Annotated in this window: 24 protein-coding genes; 7 read left to right on the top strand and 17 right to left on the bottom strand. The window is 35.5% G+C overall.

The window, feature by feature from the left end; genetic code table 11:
• Positions 1-110: 110 nt before the first annotated feature.
• From LNP04_RS11120 to LNP04_RS11140, 5 genes are all read right to left on the bottom strand, one after another.
• Positions 111-1,181: an adenylosuccinate synthetase gene (locus tag LNP04_RS11120; RefSeq protein WP_229983037.1), complete on the bottom strand. Its 1,071-nt coding sequence runs from the start codon at positions 1,179-1,181 to the stop codon at positions 111-113.
• A gap of 4 nt (positions 1,182-1,185) precedes the next feature.
• Positions 1,186-2,040 carry a hypothetical protein gene (locus LNP04_RS11125; protein WP_229983038.1) on the bottom strand — a complete coding sequence of 285 codons (855 nt, stop codon included), beginning with the start codon at positions 2,038-2,040 and terminating at the stop codon, positions 1,186-1,188.
• A 2-nt stretch (positions 2,041-2,042) separates the two neighbouring features.
• Positions 2,043-2,378 carry a hypothetical protein gene (locus tag LNP04_RS11130; RefSeq protein WP_229983039.1) on the bottom strand — a complete coding sequence of 112 codons (336 nt, stop codon included), beginning with the start codon at positions 2,376-2,378 and terminating at the stop codon, positions 2,043-2,045.
• A 78-nt stretch (positions 2,379-2,456) separates the two neighbouring features.
• The gene (locus LNP04_RS11135; RefSeq protein ID WP_229983040.1) at positions 2,457-2,999 is read right to left on the bottom strand and encodes an NADAR family protein; all 543 of its coding nucleotides are present in this window, start codon (positions 2,997-2,999) and stop codon (positions 2,457-2,459) included.
• Between the two features lie 338 nt (positions 3,000-3,337).
• On the bottom strand, positions 3,338-4,033 hold the full coding sequence (locus LNP04_RS11140; protein WP_229983041.1) for an NrtR DNA-binding winged helix domain-containing protein: 696 nt from the start codon (positions 4,031-4,033) through the stop codon (positions 3,338-3,340).
• A gap of 123 nt (positions 4,034-4,156) precedes the next feature.
• Between LNP04_RS11140 and LNP04_RS11145 the strand changes: the two genes are divergently transcribed.
• Positions 4,157-4,795, top strand: coding sequence for a DUF1579 domain-containing protein (locus LNP04_RS11145; RefSeq protein ID WP_229983042.1), 639 nt, complete (start codon positions 4,157-4,159; stop codon positions 4,793-4,795).
• 101 nt (positions 4,796-4,896) lie between these two features.
• Here the strand turns inward: LNP04_RS11145 and lepA are convergent, their stop codons facing one another.
• Entirely contained in the window at positions 4,897-6,693 is a 1,797-nt protein-coding gene (gene lepA / locus LNP04_RS11150; RefSeq protein ID WP_229983043.1) for a translation elongation factor 4, read from the bottom strand.
• 631 nt (positions 6,694-7,324) lie between these two features.
• Between lepA and LNP04_RS11155 the strand changes: the two genes are divergently transcribed.
• Positions 7,325-9,613: a GH92 family glycosyl hydrolase gene (locus LNP04_RS11155; RefSeq protein ID WP_229983044.1), complete on the top strand. Its 2,289-nt coding sequence runs from the start codon at positions 7,325-7,327 to the stop codon at positions 9,611-9,613.
• Positions 9,614-9,651: 38 nt separating this feature from the next.
• On the opposite strand, the gene LNP04_RS11160 is transcribed toward LNP04_RS11155, so the two are convergent.
• The 5 genes from LNP04_RS11160 to LNP04_RS11180 form a co-directional block, all read right to left on the bottom strand.
• Entirely contained in the window at positions 9,652-10,683 is a 1,032-nt protein-coding gene (locus tag LNP04_RS11160) for a glycine zipper family protein (RefSeq protein WP_229983045.1), read from the bottom strand.
• A gap of 28 nt (positions 10,684-10,711) precedes the next feature.
• On the bottom strand, positions 10,712-11,731 hold the full coding sequence (locus LNP04_RS11165) for a hypothetical protein (protein ID WP_229983046.1): 1,020 nt from the start codon (positions 11,729-11,731) through the stop codon (positions 10,712-10,714).
• A 123-nt stretch (positions 11,732-11,854) separates the two neighbouring features.
• Positions 11,855-12,367 carry a hypothetical protein gene (locus LNP04_RS11170; protein ID WP_229983047.1) on the bottom strand — a complete coding sequence of 171 codons (513 nt, stop codon included), beginning with the start codon at positions 12,365-12,367 and terminating at the stop codon, positions 11,855-11,857.
• Positions 12,368-12,374: 7 nt separating this feature from the next.
• Entirely contained in the window at positions 12,375-13,100 is a 726-nt protein-coding gene (locus LNP04_RS11175; RefSeq protein WP_229983048.1) for a hypothetical protein, read from the bottom strand.
• A gap of 17 nt (positions 13,101-13,117) precedes the next feature.
• Complete coding sequence (locus LNP04_RS11180) at positions 13,118-13,669, bottom strand: RNA polymerase sigma factor (protein WP_229983049.1); 552 nt, start codon at positions 13,667-13,669, stop codon at positions 13,118-13,120.
• Positions 13,670-14,021: 352 nt separating this feature from the next.
• Here LNP04_RS11180 and LNP04_RS11185 point away from each other — a divergent pair, with 352 nt between their 5' ends.
• The 5 genes from LNP04_RS11185 (at position 14,022) to LNP04_RS11205 (ending at position 19,364) form a co-directional block, all read left to right on the top strand.
• Positions 14,022-14,774 carry a Rossmann-like and DUF2520 domain-containing protein gene (locus tag LNP04_RS11185; protein WP_229983050.1) on the top strand — a complete coding sequence of 251 codons (753 nt, stop codon included), beginning with the start codon at positions 14,022-14,024 and terminating at the stop codon, positions 14,772-14,774.
• Between the two features lie 42 nt (positions 14,775-14,816).
• Positions 14,817-15,572: an SIMPL domain-containing protein gene (locus LNP04_RS11190; RefSeq protein WP_229983051.1), complete on the top strand. Its 756-nt coding sequence runs from the start codon at positions 14,817-14,819 to the stop codon at positions 15,570-15,572.
• Between the two features lie 14 nt (positions 15,573-15,586).
• Positions 15,587-16,105 (top strand): HAD family hydrolase, encoded by a 519-nt coding sequence (locus LNP04_RS11195; RefSeq protein ID WP_229983052.1) that lies wholly within the window; start codon positions 15,587-15,589, stop codon positions 16,103-16,105.
• Positions 16,106-16,112: 7 nt separating this feature from the next.
• Positions 16,113-16,667, top strand: a complete 555-nt coding sequence (locus LNP04_RS11200) for a nucleoside triphosphate pyrophosphatase (RefSeq protein WP_229983053.1) — start codon at positions 16,113-16,115, stop codon at positions 16,665-16,667.
• A gap of 87 nt (positions 16,668-16,754) precedes the next feature.
• Positions 16,755-19,364 carry a lipopolysaccharide assembly protein LapB gene (locus LNP04_RS11205; protein ID WP_229983054.1) on the top strand — a complete coding sequence of 870 codons (2,610 nt, stop codon included), beginning with the start codon at positions 16,755-16,757 and terminating at the stop codon, positions 19,362-19,364.
• Between the two features lie 15 nt (positions 19,365-19,379).
• Here LNP04_RS11205 and tsaB read toward each other — a convergent pair whose 3' ends face one another.
• The 6 genes from tsaB to LNP04_RS11235 all read right to left on the bottom strand — a co-directional run bounded on the left by tsaB (position 19,380) and on the right by LNP04_RS11235 (position 23,378).
• Positions 19,380-20,060: a tRNA (adenosine(37)-N6)-threonylcarbamoyltransferase complex dimerization subunit type 1 TsaB gene (tsaB, locus tag LNP04_RS11210; protein WP_229983055.1), complete on the bottom strand. Its 681-nt coding sequence runs from the start codon at positions 20,058-20,060 to the stop codon at positions 19,380-19,382.
• 157 nt (positions 20,061-20,217) lie between these two features.
• Positions 20,218-21,222, bottom strand: a complete 1,005-nt coding sequence (locus tag LNP04_RS11215; protein WP_229983056.1) for a virulence RhuM family protein — start codon at positions 21,220-21,222, stop codon at positions 20,218-20,220.
• Positions 21,223-21,245: 23 nt separating this feature from the next.
• Positions 21,246-21,677: a nuclear transport factor 2 family protein gene (locus tag LNP04_RS11220; RefSeq protein WP_229983057.1), complete on the bottom strand. Its 432-nt coding sequence runs from the start codon at positions 21,675-21,677 to the stop codon at positions 21,246-21,248.
• 22 nt (positions 21,678-21,699) lie between these two features.
• Entirely contained in the window at positions 21,700-22,452 is a 753-nt protein-coding gene (locus LNP04_RS11225; RefSeq protein ID WP_229983058.1) for an SDR family NAD(P)-dependent oxidoreductase, read from the bottom strand.
• A gap of 59 nt (positions 22,453-22,511) precedes the next feature.
• Positions 22,512-22,883, bottom strand: a complete 372-nt coding sequence (locus LNP04_RS11230) for a YraN family protein (protein WP_229983059.1) — start codon at positions 22,881-22,883, stop codon at positions 22,512-22,514.
• Positions 22,884-23,378, bottom strand: a complete 495-nt coding sequence (locus tag LNP04_RS11235; protein WP_229983060.1) for a hypothetical protein — start codon at positions 23,376-23,378, stop codon at positions 22,884-22,886.
• Positions 23,379-23,381: the final 3 nt, after the last annotated feature.

Raw genomic sequence — 23,381 nt, forward strand, 5'->3', positions numbered from 1 at the left:
TTTTTTAATATTTTTATTTTTTAACGCAAGTCCGCAAAGATTTTCTTTTTTTAACTTGATGTATATTTTTAAGTTCGCAAAGGCGTTTCACTTAGCTAGGCTCACAATGTTTAATCAATTCTTTTAAAATCCTTTGAATATGGAGAATAAGATCCGTAAACCACATCAAATTTCACATCAAGATTATCCATTTTAAATTCCTCATCCAATTGATCCAGGCAAGTCACCACCAGATTTTTCTTGGTCGCAGTAACATAAGCTTCATCCAACTTCAAAGCATAATTTAATAAATCATAATCCAAATCACCAAAACGGAGATCCTTTTGATACTCATTAAAAATACAGGTTTCCTCCTCATTATTTTTTAATGCTAAATCCTTTTCATTGCTCATCCAACCGCTTCCGTGGCGTGTTGAATATGACCTTGTGACATAAAACATTTCAATATTTTCAATCTTCAACAATGTACAAACTTCATAGGCATTTTTTGAAGTGGTATTTGCAAAAGTCACATTCGGGAAAACGCCATGATCCATATCCAATAAAATTCCCTGACTGCCTTCAAAAATTAGGTTGTTAAATGAATTCAGATAATTGTAACCTTCAATTTTCCAGTCAATTTTATCAATGGCATTTAAAAAATCCTGTAATGCATTTTGAATTTCCTCTCCGTCTTCAAAACCGTAATAATTGGCAATTCCTTTTAATTTTTCAATCAAAATGGTTCGTGGAGCAATCAAATCAATGGCGAATAATTTAAACGGACTTTCATTTCTTTTCATGGTTGCTCCAACTCCTTTTCCACAGGTTCCGTGTTCTAAGTTTTTGATGTTTTTTCTATTGCTAAAAACATCAAAAGGTGTTGTAACCTTTGCCAGCGGATGAATATGCAGTTCAACATTTCCGTTTTTCTGTTGTAATTCTTCCCTTTCATTGAATAAAAAAGTAGGGTGAATCGTACAATGTTCAGTAAAATAAGAAGGCAAACCACGCAATGCTCCACTTGCAAAACTTGAATGAATGTGCTTTTTGTCATCAATCATCACAGTATGCGCCGCTTGTTGCCCGCCGGAAAAACGAATAACTACAGACTCAGGATTCTGCTGAGCCAGAAAATCTGTAGTGATTCCTTTTCCTTCATCACCAAAACCTAAGCCTATAATTATTTGTGCCGTTTTCATTTTCTTAAAACATTTGAATATTATTAAATCCACCTAAATCTTTAGTTTTGAAACTATCTTCACTAAATCTGCTGCAGACTACCTCTTTAATCACCTTCGGAACATCTCTGTAATCTTCGATGGATAAACAGTTTTGGCCTAAAAGATCTTTCCAGCCTTTATCAGCATTCACCGCCTGTCCGGAATGCAAAACACTGATGTGGAAAACTTCATATCTCTTTTTTGCTTCTTCCAACAATTCTGTGTGCTTAAAACTCTGTTGTCCGGTTCCCATTATTTCTCTGATTGCTGAAGCAGGAAGTGTTTTCAGACAAGGTTCATCACCAACTGTAAACAGTAATCCTTTTTGGTTTCTTTTTTCAAAAGCGTCGGTTTTGGTGTGAAAAGCAGCAAAATACCAAGCCAATAAATAACTTTCTCCGGCATTTCCTCCTCCTCCAGATTCAATATAAGTTCTCGTCAACCACATATCCAACTCTTCATCTCCAGATTCAAACTGACCAACCTGCAAAGGATAACCGTCACATTCATGATCTCCGATTCCTAAGAATAAAAGTGCGGGATCGGGAACTCCACCCTGAATGATTCCGCCCATCAATTTTGGAAGGCCTTCTTTAATTAATTCGTGAGGAATATGTCCCATACTTCCGGTGACATCCAATCCTAAAATAATCGGAACTGAATTTGGGTGAACTGCAGAATCTCTTGATTCTCTGAAAGAAATGCCGTTAGGATTCATTGATTCGTGTGCCATTCTTTTTGCATTCTGAGTGAAAATTTCACTTGCAGATTTTGATGCATACCCTTCTTTTCTTGCTCTGTCATAACGAGCGTCCATGTCGTATCTTGTACTTCCCATAACTAAAATTTTTTACCAAATAAATACTCAAATCTTTTTGTGGAAACTTCAAGCTGAATATTTAAATTTCTGATTGTTAATGATAATTCTATGTCTTTCTGAACGAATGCTTCCGGCTGAAAATCGGCAAATGTCAAACTGTTTTTGTCTAACGGACTGATGTCGATAAGACCTTCCTGTTCACGCTCCAGTCTTTTTATTTTCAGTTCAATGTCTTCAACTCGGCGTCTGTATATCAACTCTGAATCTTCCCCGATTGTTCGGGCTCGATCTTCTCTTATCTGGTCATTATTTCTTTGTAATGATTCGATAAATCTGGGTTTTAAGTCTTCTTTCACGTTTTTAAATTTTATTTGCGTTTACTTTACACTAATTAAAAACTGCATAGTTTTGCTCTAATTCTTTACGAATTACTTTTATTCTTTTAACAGATCTCTTACTTCCATTAAAGCAAATCCCAACAAGTTTTCTCCATTCCATTGTGATGGATCTTGTGCTTTTGGATCTGTTTCCAGCATTCCGATTCCCCAAATTGTATCGTATGGACTCGCTTCAACCAATATCTTATCATCTGTTGAAAGTAAAAACTCTTTAAACGCTTCATTCTGAGAAAATTTTAACAAGTTTGCTCTTCTCACAATTTCATATTTTTGCTCATCCCAAACTTTCGGATCAAAGTTTTTTACATTTCTTCCCAAACTTTTTGCCTGATTGGGAGTTTCTGAGTTTAAAATTTCTTTTAAAGTTTCATCATCATTAAAAAGCCTAGCTTTCCCAGCCATCATATAATGTTCGGCAGTTTGATAATTTGTTCCATTTTCTTCGAATTGTAAAGGAAACCATTGGCTAAAACAAGCTTTTGTAATCTCATCTTTTACTGTATGTCCCCAGAAAAACAAGAACTCTGGATTTTCTTTTTTCTGAAATTTTTCTATTGTATTCTGTAATGTGTACTTCATGATTGCGTCATTGTTACACAAATATAAGAAGGTTTGATTTTATTCACCAAATTTATTTGCGTTTATTTTACGCTAATACACTTAAAATCCTGATTATCAATAATAAAAATTTATCTTTCACTAAACACTAATGATACAAATATTTTCATAAATCAAACAATTTTAAATGATTGCTATAAGTTTTGGCTAAAGCAAATGTAGATTTAAAAAAACGGACTAAAGTCCGTTTCTATTGATGTAAATATTCGTTGTAATTTTTTAATGAATTATTTAATTTCTAATAAAAAGATTTGTGAAATTAGTGGAAAAAAAATAGTGCCATTCGTGGTTTACAAAAATCATTTAATTTCAAAATAAAACCCTTCCTCTTCAAGCTCTTTGTATTTTTCCTCATTGAAAGTAAATAATTTTCCTGGTCTGCCGCTGCCCTCTTTTTTAAATTGAGACGTTTCGTTGAGCAATCCGTAACTCATGATTTTTTTTCTGAAATTCCGGCGGTCGATTTCCTTTCCTATTATAGTTTTGTAGAGATTCTCCAATTCAGAAAATACAAATTCATCATTCAAAAGATTAAAACCAATCGGATGATATTGAATTTTTGTACGAAGTCTTTTTAAAGCAATGTCAATAATGGTCTGATGATCAAAAGCTAATTTCGGAAGCTCATTGACACTGAACCATTGCGCATCTTCCGCATCTGAATCTGCAAACAACTCATGATAAGACGGATTGACCAAGCCCAAATAAGCAATGGAAACTACTCTATTTCTTGGATCACGACCTACATTGCCAAATGTGTAGAGTTGCTCCAAAAAATCAGGCTTTATGCCCGCTTCTTCGTGTAATTCTCTTTTTACAGCGTCATCCAGATTTTCTTCATCCAAAACCAAACCTCCTGGCAAAGCCCAACCACCTTTGAATGGTTCAATGTTTCTCTTGATTAAAAGAAGTTGTAAATCTTTCTTATCAAAATATCCGAAAATAACGGCATCGACCGCTACTTTGATATCCTGTAATTTTTTTGGAGAATCCATAATTTAATTTGCGTTACGAATACACAAAATTAGCAATAAGTAATATGAAATTCAACATTAAAATAATATTTTTTTGAATCTTATTTTTCATTACATTTATAATCAACTTAAAACTAAATAATTATGAAAAAACTAATGTTCGCAGTCTGTACTGCATTATTGTTTGTCGCTTGCGATAAAGTAAAAATGGATGTAAAAACAGGTTCAGACGCAACCGCATCAACAGAAAAAGAGGAATGGAAACCAGTAGATTCTGCAACCGCCAACAAAGCTTGGATGGAGTATGCAACGCCAGGCGATATGCAGAAAATGCTCGCAAAATCTGACGGAGTCTGGACTGGAGAAAACACCATGTGGATGGAAGAAGGAGGAAAACCTATGACCAATACCTCAACAACGACTAATAAAATGATCTTTGACGGACGTTATCAAACCAGTGAACACAAAGGAGATTTTATGGGAATGCCTTTCGAAGGAATGAGCATCACAGGTTACGACAATTCTAAAAAGAAATTCGTCAGCACATGGATTGATAATATGGGAACCGGATTTATGAATATGGATGGCGACTGGAATGCAGCCAAAAAATCAATTGAATTTAAAGGAAAAATGACCGACCCATCAAGACCAGGAAAAGACTGCGACGTGAGAGAAATTTTCACTTTTATTGATGACAACACTCAAAAAATGGAAATGTTTGGCCCTGATCCGAAGACCGGAAAAGAGTTTAAAACAATGGAAATAAAATTTACAAAAAAATAAAAGTAATAATCCTTTTACAAAGATTGTTTTAAACAAAAAATCCGCAGAAAAATTTCTGCGGATTTTACATTTATCTTTTGCCTTTTTACTTGACTCTTCTCTTAATCATTCAGCTTCAAAACAGCCATAAACGCCGATTGCGGTACTTCTACTCTACCAATCTGCTTCATTTTCTTCTTTCCTTCTTTCTGTTTTTCAAGAAGCTTTCTCTTTCTTGAAATATCACCACCATAACATTTTGCGGTAACGTCTTTTCTCAAAGCTTTAATCGTTTCTCTTGCGATAACTTTCGCTCCTAAAGCGGCCTGAACTGCAATATCAAACTGCTGTCTTGGGATCAGTTCACGAAGCTTTTCACACATTTTTTTACCTATATAATAAGCATTCGAATCGTGAATCAATGAAGATAAAGCATCCACCATATCTCCGTTGATCAGGATATCCATTTTTACCAGCTTAGAAGAACGCATTCCGATCGGCGAATAATCGAATGATGCATAACCTTTGGAAATAGATTTCAAACGGTCATAGAAATCGAAAACCACTTCGGCCAAAGGCATATTGAAAGTCAATTCTACTCTGTCGGCTGTCAGATAACTTTGGTTAACGATCTCACCTCTCTTCTCGATACAAAGTGTCATTACAGGACCCACGAAATCAGATTTTGTAATGATTGAAGCTTTAATGTATGGCTCTTCCACTCTGTCTAAAAGATTGGGATCAATCATTTCAGACGGGTTGTTTATTAATATGGTTGTTTCAGGATCTTTCTTGGAATATCCGTGGTACGATACGTTGGGAACCGTTGTGATCACGTTCATATCAAATTCTCTCTCCAGCCTTTCCTGAACGATTTCCATGTGAAGCATTCCTAAGAATCCGCATCGGAAACCAAAACCAAGTGCTGCAGAACTTTCAGGTTCGAAAACCAGAGAAGCATCATTCAGTCTTAATTTTTCAAGTGAAAATCTCAATTCCTCAAAATCTTCAGACTCAATCGGGTAAATTCCGGCAAAAACCATTGGCTTTACTTCCTCAAAACCGTCAATCGGTGCATCTGCAGGATTCACAAAAGAAGTAATCGTATCACCCACTTTCACCTCGCGCGCATCTTTGATTCCGGAAATAATGTAACCTACATCACCACATTCAATCGTTTTCTTAGGAACTTGTTTCAGTTTCAAAGTTCCCACCTCATCGGCACCATATTCCTTCCCTGTAGCGAAAAATTTGATCTTTTCGTTTTTGGAAATACTTCCGTTCACCACTTTGAAATAGGCTTCAATTCCTCTGAACGGATTGTACACTGAGTCAAAAATCAACGCCTGAAGCGGCGCTTTCGGATCTCCAACAGGAGCAGGAATTCTTGCAACAATCTGTTCCAACAGATCATGAACCCCTTCACCGGTTTTACCAGAAACACGAAGAACATCTTCATATTTACAGCCGATCAGTCCCATAATTTCGTCAGTAACTTCTTCAGGATTGGCTGATGGAAGGTCAATTTTATTCAGGATCGGAATAATTTCCAAATCGTTTTCCAAAGCAAGATACAGATTACTAATCGTTTGTGCCTGAATACTTTGCGCAGCATCCACAATCAGAAGTGCGCCTTCACAAGCGGCAATCGAACGGGAAACTTCATAGGAAAAATCTACGTGTCCCGGAGTATCAATAAGATTTAAAATATATTTTTCGCCATTAAGCTCATAATCCATCTGGATGGCGTGAGATTTTATCGTGATCCCACGTTCTTTTTCCAGATCCATATCATCCAGCGTCTGAGATTGTAATTCTCTCTGAGTCACCGTGTTGGTGTACTCCAAAAGACGGTCTGCCAAAGTAGATTTACCGTGGTCAATATGGGCAATTATGCAAAAATTTCGTATGTTTTTCATTTAAGAACTATGTAATTTGCAAAGATAACAAAATGCAGGATAATTCTTCAGTCTTAATGATGTAGAGCAGAAATTAATTTTGAAACAGAATAATTTTCAGGAGCTGAATCCCGCTGTCCACTGTATCTTTTTTGCGGCGATCTCCACTTCGTTGCGCCCGCTACAAAAAAGGATGCCGTTTCCATCGGGGCTAGGGTATTGTTTTTTGTTTTCACTTATGTTTTTAAAAAGAAAATGATTGTGATATAGACCACCCCGTCCCGATTTTCCCTGAAAATCGAGCCACCCCTCCAGTGGAGGCGAATTGCGTTTGTTGTTTTTACATGAATACAAAAAAAACAGTGAATACCATAAAGTTTGTTATTCTGAAATCTTTAGGTTCGACGAAGTCAAAGGATCTCAACTTGAATCTTTCACATAAATCTCTAATACTACGTTGAGATCCCTACTGGATGACAAACAAGGCGGATAGTATTGCAAACAAGAATATTTCGAGCAGATAATAGTATTATTCAACGAAAAAAATTAGTTTTAATCAAGCAAAGTTTCAAAATATTCTTTGAATCATTTAACATAAAATCTTTACCTTTTCATTCCAAAATTTCACATGAAGTCTAAACTTATTTTTAAAATGAAAAAAGCGATCTTACTTCTTTTAATTATACCTTTTACACAAATCAAATCGCAATGGATTGAGAAAGCTCCGGAAAATCCTGAAGAATTTGTCAATCCTTTGATCGGGACGCTCTCCAAACCTTCTCTTTCAAATGGAAACACATACCCCGCCGTAGCCGTCCCCCACGGCATGAACCTCTGGACGCCCCAAACCGGAAAAAACGGAAACGGTTGGCAATACACTTACGATGCCGATAAAATCAGAGGAATCAAACAGACCCACCAACCTTCCCCATGGATGAACGATTACGGAATGTTTTCGATAATGCCTGTAACGGGAAAAATGCGTTTCAGTGAAGAAGAAAGAGCGAGTTGGTTTTCGCACAAATCTGAAGTTTCAAAACCTTATTACTACAGTGTTTATCTTGCAGATCACAACGTCACTGCTGAACTCACAGCAACAGAAAGGGCTGCTCAGATGCGCCTCACCTATCCCGAATCAGGAGAATCATGGTTTGTCGTGGATGCTTTTGATAAGGGCTCAAGTATCAGCATTATTCCATCTCAAAATAAAATTGTTGGGTATTCCACAAAATATTCACGGGGAAAACTGGTGGGTTTTAAAAACTATTTCGTGATTTATGCCGAAAAACCTTTCACCAGATATTCAGCATGGAAAGACAAAGATTTTGTTAAAGATGCCCTTGAAATTACCGGAGATCACTGTGGTGCCGTCGTAGGTTTTGCCACAAAAAAAGGCGAGAAAGTGAATCTGAGGATCGCATCATCTTTCATCAGTTTAGAGCAGGCAGAATTGAATCTAGAAAGAGAACTCAGCAAAGATTCTTTTGATCAAACCTTAAACAAAGCCAAAACAGCCTGGAATCAGAAATTAAAAAGAGTGGAAGTTGCCGGCGGAACGATCGATCAGATGCAGACTTTTTATTCGTGTCTGTACAGAATGCTTTGTTTTCCGCACAAAATGTATGAGGTAAATAAAGCCGGCGAAATTGTGCATTACAGTCCCTATTCCGGAAAAACCGAAGCCGGGTATCGCTTTGCAGGCACAGGTTTCTGGGACACGTTCAGAGCACTCTACCCTTTTCTGAATCTCGTTTATCCCGACATCAATGTTGAAATGCAGAAAGGATTAATCAGCGATTACAAAGAAGGCGGCTGGCTGCCCGAATGGTCGAGTCCCTCCTATTCTGATATTATGATTGGAAACAATTCTGCTTCTGTGGTCGCTGATGCTTATCTGAAAGGTTTGCGAGGTTATGATATTGAAACGTTGTATCAGGCTTTGCTTCACGGTGCCAATAACGAAGGTCCGCAGGCAACCGGAAGATTAGGAATTGAATATTACAAGAAATTAGGCTACGTTCCTTATGATGTAAAGATTAATGAAAATGCAGCCCGTACTTTAGAATATGCTTATGATGATTTTACCATCGCCCAGCTCGGAAAAGCTTTAGGAAAGCCAGAATCTGAATGGAAAGAATACTACAGACGCTCTCAGAATTTCCAGAAAGTCATCGATCCCGAAACAAAATTGGCTCGTGGAAGAAATCAGGACGGAAGTTTTCAGACACCTTTTAACCCTTTTAAATGGGGAGATGCATTTACAGAAGGAAATTCTTGGCATTACACATGGTCGGTGTTTCAGGATATTGACGGACTGGCAAAACTGATGGGTGGAAGGAAGGAATTCTCGAAAAATTTAGATAAAATATTTGAACTTCCTCCGGTTTTTGATGATTCTTATTATGGCTCCACCATTCACGAAATTCAGGAAATGGTGAATGCGAATATGGGACAGTATGCCCACGGAAACCAGCCTGCACAGCACATTATTTATCTCTATAATTATTCTGGTGAACCCTGGAAAACACAGTATTGGGTTCGGGAAACGATGAACCGCCTATATCAGCCAACTCCTGACGGATATTGCGGTGATGAGGATAACGGACAAACTTCTGCCTGGTATATCTTCTCGGCCTTGGGTTTCTATCCGGTAACTCCGGCAACGGATCAGTATGTTTTGGGGGCACCCCTTTTTAAAAATGCAAAAATTCATTTAGAAAACGGAAAAATCATTGAAATAAAAGCAGATAAAAATAGCGAGAAAAACCGCTACGTCAATGTTCTAAAATTTAATGGAAAAAAATATTCGAAAAACTGGCTCAGCCATGAAGAACTGATGAAAGGTGCCACTTTGAAATTTGAGATGAGCCGACAACCGAATAAGGAACGCGGAACAGATGAAAAAGATTATCCGTATTCGTATTCGACTGATCAAAAATAATATAAATAAAAATTGCCTCGATTCTGAGGCAATTTTTATTATTCTGTAAAAACAAAATCTCCTGTAAGCGAATCGATGTATACTTTCGTTATCGTCCCGTTTTTAAAACCATATCCTTTTGCTGTACTTCTGTTAGATCCAGAATCGATTGCAGCTCCTACAGCAGCACCCACGATTCCACCTGCCATCGCCCCGACCATTGCTCCAGTTCCGCTTTTTTCCGGAAACATCTGGGCTCTAGAGGCGTGTATATAACTTCCAATATCATTCTTTTTTACTTCTTTGAATCCTGCGGCTGTAGAGATATACTGAATCCCATTATCAACATAACAGAAAACTTCGGACATCGAAATACTGAGATCCTGCTTGTTATGAATCTTTTTTACTTCACCTTTTTTGTTCTTTACTAAAGTGTGATCCTGATTAGGTGTCTGTTCAAAAAAACTTTTATAATTTAGGTAAATACCCTCTTTTAACGGATTTTCATTCAATGATTTATTACTTTTTGATAAGTATGCATTGTAATTTTCTAATTCCTCTTCCGGAATATAATAGCCTGAAACTGGGCTTGTGCAGGAATTTTTTATAAACTGCATAATGATATCTGAAACCGTTTGCGCCAGATTTTTTGCAACTTTAGCATCTGTGTTAAATTCCACAAAAACATTATCAAAACGATCTATAAAATAATATTTATCATTTCTTTTCAGGAAACTTGAGATTTTTATTTTTGCTTTTGCATAGTTCATATTATCATTGGGAGCCTGCTCATTATAGATTTTCAAATCTTCAAGAAGTACAGTGATATCATTGCTTCCAACGGTTTTATTATCTTCAGAAAATTTCTTCGAAAAAAAATCGCTTACATCTTGCTCAGCAAGTTTTATATCAACAGTTCCTCTCTTATTAGTGATCGAACCAATATTTTTATCCTGACGAATATCTTTTACAGTGAGTGACTTTGTACGTGAATTCCTATCTTTTAAGCTTTGTCTAAAATCAATATGAATCGTTTCCTGCGCAGATAAAAGTACCGTGAAAAATAGTAAGAAGAATGTTTTTTTCATCATTGGTATTAAAGTTTTGATTTAAAATAAATTATTTAGACTTACCAAAATCTGCCGGTAAAATATAATTTCCCGTTAATGGATCAAGAACAACTTCAGATCCTGGAATTCCTCTTCTTTTTTTTGTAGCACTCAGATCGATTGCAGCACCTATAAGTCCGCCAACTAAACCGCCAGCTGCTGCACCAATGACTACTCCACTAGTCGTACCCTCAGCAAACAACTCTTCTTTTTTAGCTTCGATAAAAAGACCATTTTCATTTTTAAAAATTTCAGTATAGCCTACAAGAATAACCTTGTACGGAATTCCGTTATAAACGAAAGCATAAAAGTTTCTCAGTGGTTTTTTCTCTTCTCCATTTATGGCTTTAGTTACAATTCCTTTATCGTTAGTCTGTAAGGTAAATCCTGGTTCGGGTTTGTGCGTAAAAAAGCTGTAGGAATCTTTATATACACCATCCTTTAACGTGTCTGTTTTTAAAATATCGAGTTTATCTGTGAGCAGTACTTCATAGTTGGAAAGCTCAGTTTCGGACAGACTAAATTCCCAAGGAGTTGTTCGGTAAGAATCTTTGAATAAATCTGCACAGATAAGTGCTAATTTTTTAGCTAAACTCTGTGCCATATAAGGCGTATCGCGTGATGATACTGTAGCTGCTGTATCTTTTCTGTAGAGAAAATGATATCTATCTTCTTTCTTGATAAATGTGCTGGCACGAAAATCAAGCTTACCAATTTGGAATTTATCTTTTTTTTCTTCTGTAATATTTATTTTTTCAAGTACCATGACAAGTTGTTCGCCGCCGCCAAATTTATTGTACTTGGTAAACCAATCTTTGATATCACTTGCTGCATTTTTTTCAAAAGCAATCTTCACCTGGTCTTTATGAAATTGTACAGCTCCAATTTCAGGAGACGCTCTTTGGTCTATCACTGTGAAATTTTTGTAAGTCTTTTTACTGTCTTTTATTGACTTTGACAGATCTATTTTTTCTGTTTTCTGAGCACTCATCGATATGGAGGCCAAAAGAAAGAACAGGATTTTTTTCATGAGAAAATTTTTACAAAAGTATTGATTCGTTTTTATAATAATCCTGATATTACTTTTAATTTCAAAATTAAACGACCCTCACAATAAATTGCAAGGGTCGTCCAACATTAAAAAAATAAACTATTATGGGTTTTGTCTGGGTTTTGAGCCCTTATTGTTCCCGTTGTGAGGTTTTCTTTCATTCATTTTATCTCTCATCATACCTTCCGATTGAAACAACTTCAAAACTTTCTGGCACGGAATGACGGTCTGCATCTTTTCCGCATATTTCTTTCTGTTATCTAATAATTTTTGTCCTACATCAAAACTCTGCTGCAGTTTTACTTTTGCTTCGTCTTCTGATAATGTTTCCGGATTAAAATTAGAATCAAATTGGCTCTTTATTTTCTTCTGGTTATCCAGATATTCATTATACATTGCTGTAAATTCGTTTTTATCTTTCGGATCTACATTAAGATTATCAAGCACCATATTATTTCTAAACTGTGTAAGAAGCGCTTTCCTCTCTTCAGGCGAAAGATTATTGATAACTTCTTTTCTTTGCTTAGGATCCATCTTTCTCCAGTCGTAATCCGTCTTCTGGGCATTTAAGCCAAAGCCATAAATAATAAGAAGTGCAAATAATATTTTTTTCATCTCTCTTTTAATTATATAAGTCCAAATAAACATCCTGTGTGGAATTATTGGCTAATTCTGCAATTTCAGAATTGGAAAAAGAATCCAAATATTCTGCCATTTGAGCTTCAGTTTTCTTAGAAACCGGCTTCACAGTTTGTGGCTTTGCTTCCGTTTTCTGAGGAATATCAGCAATCGTTTTTAACTGTGGATTCGTCTGCTGATTGTCAATTGTTTGATTGGTATTTTCAATAGAAGTTAAATCAGATTTTAAAGTCTCATAAGCAATTTCACTTTCTTTTTTAGGAGCAGTGTTGGTTGCATAATTTTCTGAAACACCTAAATCTTTATTTGAATCAGAAAAAGAATTATACAAAAAAGTTGATCCAAAAATCAGTGCCAATGAAGCTGCCGCTACATATCCCCAATTTAATTTAAAAATTGGTGCTTTTTTATCTGCCTTTATCTCGCTCAATACTCTTTCCTGAATGTTTTCAAACATGTTCGCAGGAACTTTATAAATATCCTTATGCTCTAAGTTTTCAAGATCAAAATCGTTGATTGTTCCCAAAACTTTCATTTGAATTTCTTCAAACATATTGTCTGGTACTGTGTAAATGTTTTTGCGTTCTAAATTATCCAGATCAAAATCATTCGCTTTACCCAATACCCTATCCTGAATATTTTCAAACATATTCTCAGGAACTTTGTAAATGTTCTTGCGTTCTAATTTATCTAGATCAAAATCTTTCATGTCGTTTTTTCTAAAAATTATCTTTCGTAATTTTCTTTAATGTATTCTTCTATTTTCTGTTTGGCATAATGATAATTTGTTTTCAAAGTCCCCACCGACATATCCACAATTTTGGATATTTCTTCATAGGGCAAATCATCATAATACCGCATCATAAATACCAGTTTCTGCTTCTCAGGCAGGCTTTGTATGGCTTTCTGGAGGAAGACCTGTATTTCGTCAGCATCACTGTGCACATTATCTGCCACCAAATTTTGCATGTAATACTCAGGATCCTCATAAGTTTTCTGCATTTTTTTCAGCTTGTTGATTTGCTGTAAAGCTTCATTAGTCGCAATTCTGTACAGCCATGTGTATAGCTGACTATCATTTTTGAACTGGTGAAAATTCTGGTATGCCTTGATGAAAGTCTCCTGCAAAGTGTCCTGAGCAAGGTCTCCGTCAACAATGATTCTTCTGATATGCCAATACAATCTACTCTGATAAGCATCCATCAGCACACGAACTCCCTTCTCTTGAGTTCGGGGGTTTTGCATAAGTGCAATAATCTCCGCGTCTTTAATCTTCATAAGATGCTTTCATTGTTTTGGATTACAAAAGTATTTAAAAGTTAAATTACTTATTCAATTTTTGATCCAATATATTAGTTAGTTATAAATCTTTTTAATGCTAAGGTCGCTATGATTTATTTTTATGAGCATTTTTTTTCGCTCGAAAAGGCATTTCATTCAGCTACGATCACAAGTTTTTCCTCTTCTGAGTGTTAACGCCATTGCGAACGAAAAATATTTAATTGATTGATAAAAAAAACTTTACAAACCTTGCGTTAAAATTATTTAAACTTAAACAAATTATAAAAACTTCCATCCTCTCTCTTCGGGCTTCCTTTCGCTAATCAACCTAAAATCCTATCTTTGTTTTATGCAAATTGTAATCATCGGTTCCGGTAATGTAGCTTATCATTTGGCTAAAGCTTTTACTCAAAAAAATATTCCTTTGGCTCAGATATTTGGGAGAAATGAGGAAGATTTAAACAAAATATCTCAGGATTTAAACATTCCATATTCTACAAATAATTTGGAAGATGCAGATTTGTATATCATCTGTGTAAGTGACAGTTCTGTGGAAAATGTTTCGAAATTAATTACCAAAACAGATTGTCTAGTTGCCCATACTTCAGGTTCATTGCCTAAAGAAATTTTGATAGGAGAGTACAGAAAATCAAGCTTTTATCCTTTACAGACGTTTTCAAAATCTAAAGAATTGGATTATTCTAAAATTCCTTTTTTTATTGAAACTGAAAATTCTGAAGATCAAAAAATTTTAGCTGAATTAGCTTCTCAAATTTCAGAAAATGTGATGGAAAGCAGTCATGAAAAGAGAAAATACATTCATCTGACCGCAGTTTTTGCCTGTAATTTTGTCAATCATCTATTTTCGAGAGCGAAAGAAATTTCAGATGCTCAGGAAATTCCGTTTGATTATTTTTTACCGCTGATTGATGAAACAGTGAAAAAGATCCACGAAATTGAACCTAAATCAGCACAAACCGGACCTGCCGTGAGAAACGACAAACGAGTTTTGGAATTGCATGAGCAGTTATTAACAAATGAAAGTCTGGAAATTTATAAAACAATGAATCATTCTATTAAAAAAATGTATGATTTAGAATAAAAACATTGCAATTTGCTATCTTTGGGGAAATCACAGAATAAAATGAAAACAAATTTCGTCCCTTCACTGATCATCGGAATCGCAGTAATTATCACAGCATTGATACTAGGTTCAAGCTTCAAAAACAGAAATGTAAAACAAGACACCATATCTGTAACGGGTCTGGGATCGAAAGATTTTACCTCTGATGAAATACGTTGGGGAGGAAGTTTTGATGCTTCCGCAATGGATGCAAAAGATGCATACAATATAATTTTACAAGATAAAGAAAAAGTAAAAGCCTTTTTTCAGAGCAAAGGTTTCAAAGCCGGTGAATTTTCTTTTGGTGGTGTCAATTTTTCAAAATCTTACCGCACCGTTACCAGCAAAGACACTGAAGGTGTTGAAAAGTCTGAAGAGATCTTTGACGGTTATAAAGCTACACAAAGCATTTCATTTACTGCAAGGAAAAATCCGGATCTTATGAAAAAGATAGAAACCGTGATGGACAAAACTGCAGAACTGATCAACAGTGGAGTACAGTTTGAGCCGGGAACGCCACAGTATACGTATTCTGATCTTGCTTCACTAAAGCATAATTTAATAGAAGCCGGCGCCAAAGATGCCATGCAGAGAGCAGAAAAAATTGTCAATACCGCAGATGGAAGCCTCGGAAAACTGAAAGATGCTTCGATGGGTGTATTTCAAATTACCGCAAAAGGGTCAACTGATGAAGACAGCTACGGAGGAAATTTTGACACTTCAAGCAAAGCAAAATCAGCGAGAATTACGGTAAGACTTACTTACAATTTAGATTAAATGATATTTAATAAATGAATTATAAAGAGAAATTAAAAGATATAAAAGCATTTGTATTTGATGTTGACGGAGTTTTCACCGACGGAAGCGTTTATTTGATGCCGGGTGGAAACATGAGCAGAGTGATGAATGTTCTGGATGGTTATGCCGTCGTTAAAGCTTTAAAAAATGATTATTTAATCGGTGTCATCACAGGTGGAAATGATGAAATGGTGAGACATCGTATCAACTATCTTGGCATTGAAGATTATTATGCAAAATCGCATGATAAAATTATTGATTATGAAGATTTTAAAGCTAAATACAATCTTAAAAATGAGGAAATTCTAACGATGGGAGATGACCTTCCGGATCTTCACATGATGCAGAATTCGGCGATTTCTACCTGTCCGGAAAATGCAGTTCCGGAAATCAAAAATATTGCAGATTATATTTCAGAAAAGCAGGGTGGAAGCGGAGCAGTACGCGATGTTATAGAGCAGGTGATGAAAGTTCAGGGGAAATGGCACGATGACAATACACAATCTGTTTAAATTGAATATGAAAATACTTTTAGCATCGCAATCTCCCAGAAGAAAAGAATTGCTTACCAGTTTAGGATTTGATTTTGACGTTGTAAAAATTGACTGCGAAGAAATTTTACCTGAAAATATAAAAATAGAAAATGCCGCTGCTTATTTATCTGAATTAAAAGCTAATGCATTCAGAAAACTAGAGCAAGATGAAGTTTTACTTACCGCAGATACCGTTGTTGCCATCGACAATCAGATTTTAGGCAAGCCCAGAGATGAAGCAGATGCCAAAAATATGCTGCAGAAACTATCAGGAAAAACGCATCAGGTGTATACAGGAATTACCATTAAAACTTTAAATAAAACTATTACTGAAACTGATGTTGCAGATGTAGAATTGGAAGAAATTTCAGAAGAAGAAATTGATTTTTATGTAAAAAACTACAAACCTTTCGATAAAGCAGGCAGCTATGGCATCCAGGAGTGGCTCGGAATGGCAAAAATTACAAAAATGAATGGTAGCTATTACACCATCATGGGACTGCCTACCCATTTGGTTTACAAAATTTTAAAAGAAATATAAATAATTTCCCCATAAAATTTTATTATTTTTACAGAATCATCAAAATGCTTTGATAATAAAAAGCAGATTAGCGAGTTATATTGAATAATGAAAAAGAATATTATATTCCTTTTGACGGCGATTATCGTTGTTTCCTGCGGAACGAAAGTGAAAAAACCGGAAGCCAGATCAAAGTTTTTAAAAGGATTTTCGACATATTACAATACACTCTTTAATGCTAAAGACGCATTGAACAGTGAATTTACAGACAGAGACAAAGCTCATAAAGATAATTTTTATGCGCCACACATTCCTATTCTCACGTATGAAGAGCAGCCGATAGGAAGTGACCTCGGACAATCTTCTGCTTTCGCAGAAAATTCTATGAAAATGGCAGAAGTCAACAGGCCGTCGTCACCAGGAGGAAGAACTGCGCCGGGAATGCCTCCAAACGGACCAGGCGGAAGACCGGGAATGCCTCAAGATCCAAATAATCAACCAGAAAATAAAGGTGCAACTGCACTTGAAATTGCAGAAGCAAAGGCCTTGAAAGCAATCGGGAAATATTCCGTAATCAGAAAAGGAGAAGAGCAGAATAAAACTATTTTTGATGCATATATTATTCTTGCTCAATCACGTATTTATCAGGGAAAATCGAGACAGGCATTGGATGCACTGAATTACGTTTTCACCCACATGAAAGAAGACAAAAGACTTCCTTTAGCACACGTCTATGAAGGTTTAGCATACGCACAGCTAAAAGATTATCATAAATCTGATCAGGTTTTCGCTAAATTGAAAAGTGAAAAAATCAGTAAAGATCATGACAAGCTTTTAAGCATCTATTATTCAGAATCCTTATTGGATGCAGGAAAAAAAGAAGAAGCAGTAAAAGAATTAGACCGTGCTTTTGAACTTAACGGAAACAGAAAACTGAAAAGCAGAATTGCATTTTTAAGAGGTCAGGTTTTATCGGAGTTAGGAAAAAACGAGCCTGCCCGTGAAAGCTTTGCAGCAGCCTACAAATATGCGAATGACTTTGAATTTGAGGTAAAATCTCAAATCGAGATTGCTAAAACATTCAACGGAAAAGGAGACTATGCGGGCGCAAGAAAATACTTAGAAGATATAAGCAAAAAAGGAACTTATGCTTCAAGAAAAAACGAGTTTTATTACGCATTAGGCTTAATGGCTACAAAAGCGGGAAAACCCGATGAAGGACAAGAGTTTTTCAGAAAATCTCTTTTAGAAAAAGTTTCAGATCCGCAGGTAAGAGGTCTTACTTATTATGAAATCGGAAGAAGATATTTAGATAAGAACGATTACATAGGGGCAGGAGCATACTACGATTCTGCATTGGCTACAATGACTTATGAGCCTTCAAAAGTTCTGTTAAAAGATCAGTCTGAAAACATCAAAAAGATTTCAAAAAACTACTATTTAATAAGAAAAAACGACAGTATTCTGGCGATTGCTAAAATGTCTGAACCTCAGAAAACAGATTATTTTGCTAAACATATCGAAAAATTAAAGGCGAAAGAAGCTAAAGAAGAATTGGAAAGAATTCGTGCAGAAAGAAGCAAAGGCTTTGATACCGGAGACTATAATGCCAATTCAATATTTGCCAACAGCTCAAATTCTTTTGAAGATTTTGGAACTGCAACCAAAGGTTTTTACTACGGAAATACAGGAACTGTAAGCAAAGGAACTTCAACCTTTAAGCAAATCTGGGGTGAAAGAGCTTTGGTAGATAACTGGCGTTATTCTAAAAAAATGGCTTCGATTGAAGATATGAAAAATGAAGCTTTGGGAGTAAGCACGGCACCCAACCCAAGACGTTTTGAGCCGGCCTATTATATTGAGCAAATACCAAGTGATGCCGGAAAATTATCTCAGCTGAAAAAAGACAGAGACACCGCTTCATTAGGTCTTGGAATCATGTATCAGAACTATTTTACCAATACTCCATTAGCTACAAAAACTTTGTATGACCTGGTAGACGTAAAACCGGAAGAAAAGGTAATGCTGCAGGCTTTGTACGAAATTTTCGCAATGAATCATGAGAAAAATCCTCAGGCTTCAGCAAAAGCAAAACAGATTTTACTGACAGATTATCCTTACAGCTCGTATGCAGAATTTGCCAGAAATCCTAAAAATAATACGTTTGTAAAGTCGTCTCCAGAGATGGAAAATGATTACAAAACCGCATACGCTTTATTTGAATCTGAAAAGTTTACAGAAAGTCAAGCCATACTAGATCAGGCCATTCAAAAAAATCCTAAAGACGCACTTGTACCTAAACTTTATCTTTTGAATGCATTCAACGCAGGAAAATCAAGTGGGAAAGAGGTGATGATTTTACAGTTGGAACAAATTGTTCTCAACTATGGAAAAACTCCTGAGGGTGAAAAAGCAAAAGAAATGCTTAATTATCTGAAAAGTGATATCGCATTTCAGTCAACCGATAATAAGGGAAATATTGTACAGCAAAACACTCAGAATATTCAGCAAAATTCAGGTGCATTCGGTCAGCCATCACAAAATAATATTACACAATCTCAGAATATCACAGCTCCCGGAAATCAAAACAATCCGTTACCAAACAGTTCACAACCGGTAAATAACGCTATTCAAAGCGGTGTTCCTAAGAAGCCGGATATGATGAATAATAATATTCAAAAGCTTCAACCTGCATCGGTTCCGGCTCAGAAAAAATAAACAAAAAAGCGAAGATTATTCTTCGCTTTTTTTCTTTTTAACTCCGTGAAATTCTTTTAAATAAAGGGGCTCAAAATAGGCAATGTCTTCAAAGTCTTTATTTTTAATTTTCTCTAAAGTTTTCTTGACTAAATATTGAGCAGAAGGGTATATATCTTTATTAAATTCAGCATTGGGAAGTTGCAAAATCTCTTTCGCTTTCTTTGCTCCGTCACCCACAAATATCACTTTTTTATCTTTAAATTCTTCAAAAGAATTCTCATCTAAAACCTTGGCTTCTGTGAGAAGAAGTTCTTCTCCTGTTATTCCATCATAAACAGCGGTATAAACCTCCATCCGTCTTGCATCGACCAAAGGGATAACCAAATCATAGTTTTGGCCTAAAAAAGGCTCTTTCATGCTTTCTAAAGAATTGACAGCTACCAAAGGAATTTTTAAACCATAACAAAAACCTTTTGCTGAAGCTGCTCCGATTCGCAAACCTGTATAAGAACCAGGACCTTTTCCAAGGCAAACCGCATCAATATCTTTTACCGAAAGTTCGGCACCTTCCAAAGCCCATTCTACAAATGAGTGTAGACTTTCCGATTGTTTATAGTTTTCTGAAACTTCTTCTGCCACGCAAAGCAGCTTTTCATCATCTGAAATGGCGACTGAGCAGTTTTTTGAGGAAGTTTCGAGATATAATATTTTCATTGAATTAAATTTAAACAAGAGATCATTACAAAACTCTCTTTTCTACCGCAAAAGTACCAAAAGAAATGATTGAATGAAAGCATTTCAAAAGTTTACAAAATGTAAAAGTCTAATCCTTTGCTCTTTGGCATTTTAAAAAATACGAAATTTTAGAAGCTTAAAGATTCTTTCCAAGTTTTTTTATTTCTTTATCAAAATCAGAAACTATTTTTTGGGTTTTATTGAATGTTTCGTATTCTGTGACTGCTTTTTTATCCGCAACAATTTTAGCAACTTTACCACTTCCTTCAAGCACTTTATACTCGTTGAAATTTAAAAACTTATTAACACTTTCCGCCAAAGCTTCCATTGTAAAGGTGTTTTCCCTTTCAATCAGACCTTCGATATAATCAAAATAACCTGTCACCGTTCTTTCCAGTTGCTGAATTTCTTTTTCTGCGAGATAATTTTTAGCAACTACAACATCAGATTTCAAAATTCTTCCATCTGGAGAATGTTTCCATGTAGTCAAGCCCATATTTTCTTTTTCGCTGTTGGCGTTTTTATAAATAATTTCGGCGGCAGTTTTTCCGGTAATGGCAAAATGAAATTTATTCTGAACCGTTGCATAAAAGTTTTTCGTAATATCAGAATTTTTATCATAATCAATACTGCATTCGGCGAATAGGTCTGTGACTTGTTGATAAATTCGCCTTTCACTCGAACGAATCGAACGGATTCTCTGCAATAATTCTTTAAAATAATCTTTACCAAAAACGGTTTGTCCCTGCTTCAAGCGTTCATCATCCATCACAAAACCTTTGATGATAAACTCCTTCAAAGTTTGCGTTGCCCAAATTCTGAATTGCGTTGCTTTTGCTGAATTTACTCTGTAACCTACAGAAATAATGGCATCTAGATTATAATATTCGATATTTCTGGTAACATTTCTTTCACCTTCAGTTTGAACTGTTCGGAATTCCCGAACAGTTGCTTCCTTTAAAAGTTCATTGGAAGCATAGATATTTGACAAGTGCTCACTAATCGTAGACTTTGTCACATCAAACAAAACTGCCATTGCTTTTTGAGTCAGCCAAAGCGTTTCATTTTGCAGAAAAACATCGACCCTAACTTCATTGTTTGGCGTTTGATAAATTAAAAATTTCTGAAAATCTTCGTTCATTATTTGTTCGTTTTATAACAAATTTATTGTTTTATTTCCACACTTTGGCGGCTCCACAATTTCCATTCAGATTTCTTTTTAATCCAGATTTCAAGCACTGCGAGTTTCATTTGAAAATCATATTTTTCGTAAAGACCCGCAACTTTAATGGTTCTTCTGAGACTGACGGTATTTTTAAACTTTTTAATTTCGGAAACTTCAGTTTGACTGATTTCCTTGTAGCTAACTTTCTTTGAAATAAAATCTTTTTTAAAATCATCTAGATTCTGAACCCAGCCGTTTGAATGTCCGAAAGAAACGTCTTTGGTAAATAAATTTACAATTGAAATGTCATTATTCTTCATCAGAGAATCAAGCTTTTTGGCTTGAATTAAAACCACTTTCTCCTGCTTTGAATATTGTTGAGAATATCCAAAAACAAAGAAAAATATAAAAAAGAAAGAAACAATTTTCATTTTCAAATTAAACCATTTCAAATTATCCTTTTCTATAAATCGTTCTTGGTTCGCTCTGAGCGCTCGGATAAATCGTCATATCTGAAACCGTCACATGCTGAGGCGCATTTACACAGTAAGCAATAGCATCGGCAATATCTTCAGCTTTTAAAGCTTCATAACCCGCATACACAGTCGCAGCTCTTTCCTGATCTCCTTTAAATCTAATCAAAGAAAAATCTGTTTCCACAGCTCCCGGCTGAATATTGGTCACTCTGATACCGAATTCCGTGAGCTCAATTCTCATTCCTTCAGAAATGACGTCGACTGCCTTTTTGGTCGCACAATATACTACACCATTCGCATAAGTCTGTCTTGCGGCTACAGAACTGATATTGATGATTTGTCCAGAATTTCTTTCTTTCATCATCGGGATAAGCGTTTTTGAGACGTATAAAAGGCCTTTTACGTTACCGTCGATCATAGAATCCCAGTCGTTGGTACTTCCGGCTGATAACGGCTCTAAACCATGTGCATTTCCTGCATTATTGATGAGAACATCAACGCTTTTCCATTCTTCAGGAAGTGATGCGATGGCATTTTCAACTTCTTCAAGATTCCTAACATCAAATTTTAAACTAAAAACTTCGGTTAAAGCCGACAATTCTTTTTTTACAGATTCTAAAACTTCAGGTCGTCTTCCGCAAATAATGATTCTGTTTCCTTGTTGTGCAAAAAGCTCTGCAGTGGCTTTTCCGATTCCGGATGTGGCTCCGGTGATGAGTATTGTCTTCATATATATTTGTTAGCATTTGGCTGCGGCAATTGGCTAATAGCTAAAAGCATGCAGCGATATTAATTAGCATCGAATGCCTGAAAAGCATCCGGAATTTGTTCTACTATTAAATTTCCTTTTTGGTCAGGGAGCACAGAGATAATGTCAAATCTCACTTCCTGATTTTTATTGAATTCTTCCATAAAATGATTGGCTGCCGTAACAATTGACTTGATTTTTCCTTTTGTAACAGCTTCTTGTGGAAGAATAAAAAAATCGGTTGATCTGGCTTTCACTTCTGTGACAATAATCAAATTGTCTTTTTCAGAAATAATATCAATTTCAGTTTTTTTAAACCTGAAATTTCGCACCAAAATTCTATAGCCGTTTTCTACTAAATATTCGGCTGCTAGATCTTCTGCTTTCTTGCCAAGGTCGTTGTGATCTGCCATTTACTTTTTATTAAATCTATAAGCTTTTCCCTCAGAAGCAATTTCAAATTCCTTTTCAAGCCAGGATTGTAATTCAGTATGAAAATCCAAAAAAAATTGTTTCCCGTCACCTATTAGAATTTGAGAAATATCATACGGAATATGCACAATTTCATCTACATTTTGAATATTAATCTTATAATATTCACTTTTAGGATGTGCTGATGTAGCATACTCAATTTTATCAGACTTAATTACTTCTGGTTTAATAATTTCGAATTTTGAAGCTAATATTTTCTGAAGTTTTTCTTCAAGTTCCTTTGGTAAACTGTCTTTGATTTTTGTAAATCTTCTTTGCTGTCTTCTTTCAAATTCATTATCAGGAAAATGCTTTGAATCAAAGTACCAAAAATACTTAATAGAGTAGTCAAATGAATCTAATATTTCCAAATCTTTAAGTATAAATTCTCCATAAAAACCCGGACTATAATGATAAGAAAGAATTATTTTATCCATAAT

Origin of the sequence: Chryseobacterium sp. C-71 (assembly GCF_020911865.1) — a bacterium.
Taxonomy (GTDB): Bacteria; Bacteroidota; Bacteroidia; order Flavobacteriales; family Weeksellaceae; genus Chryseobacterium.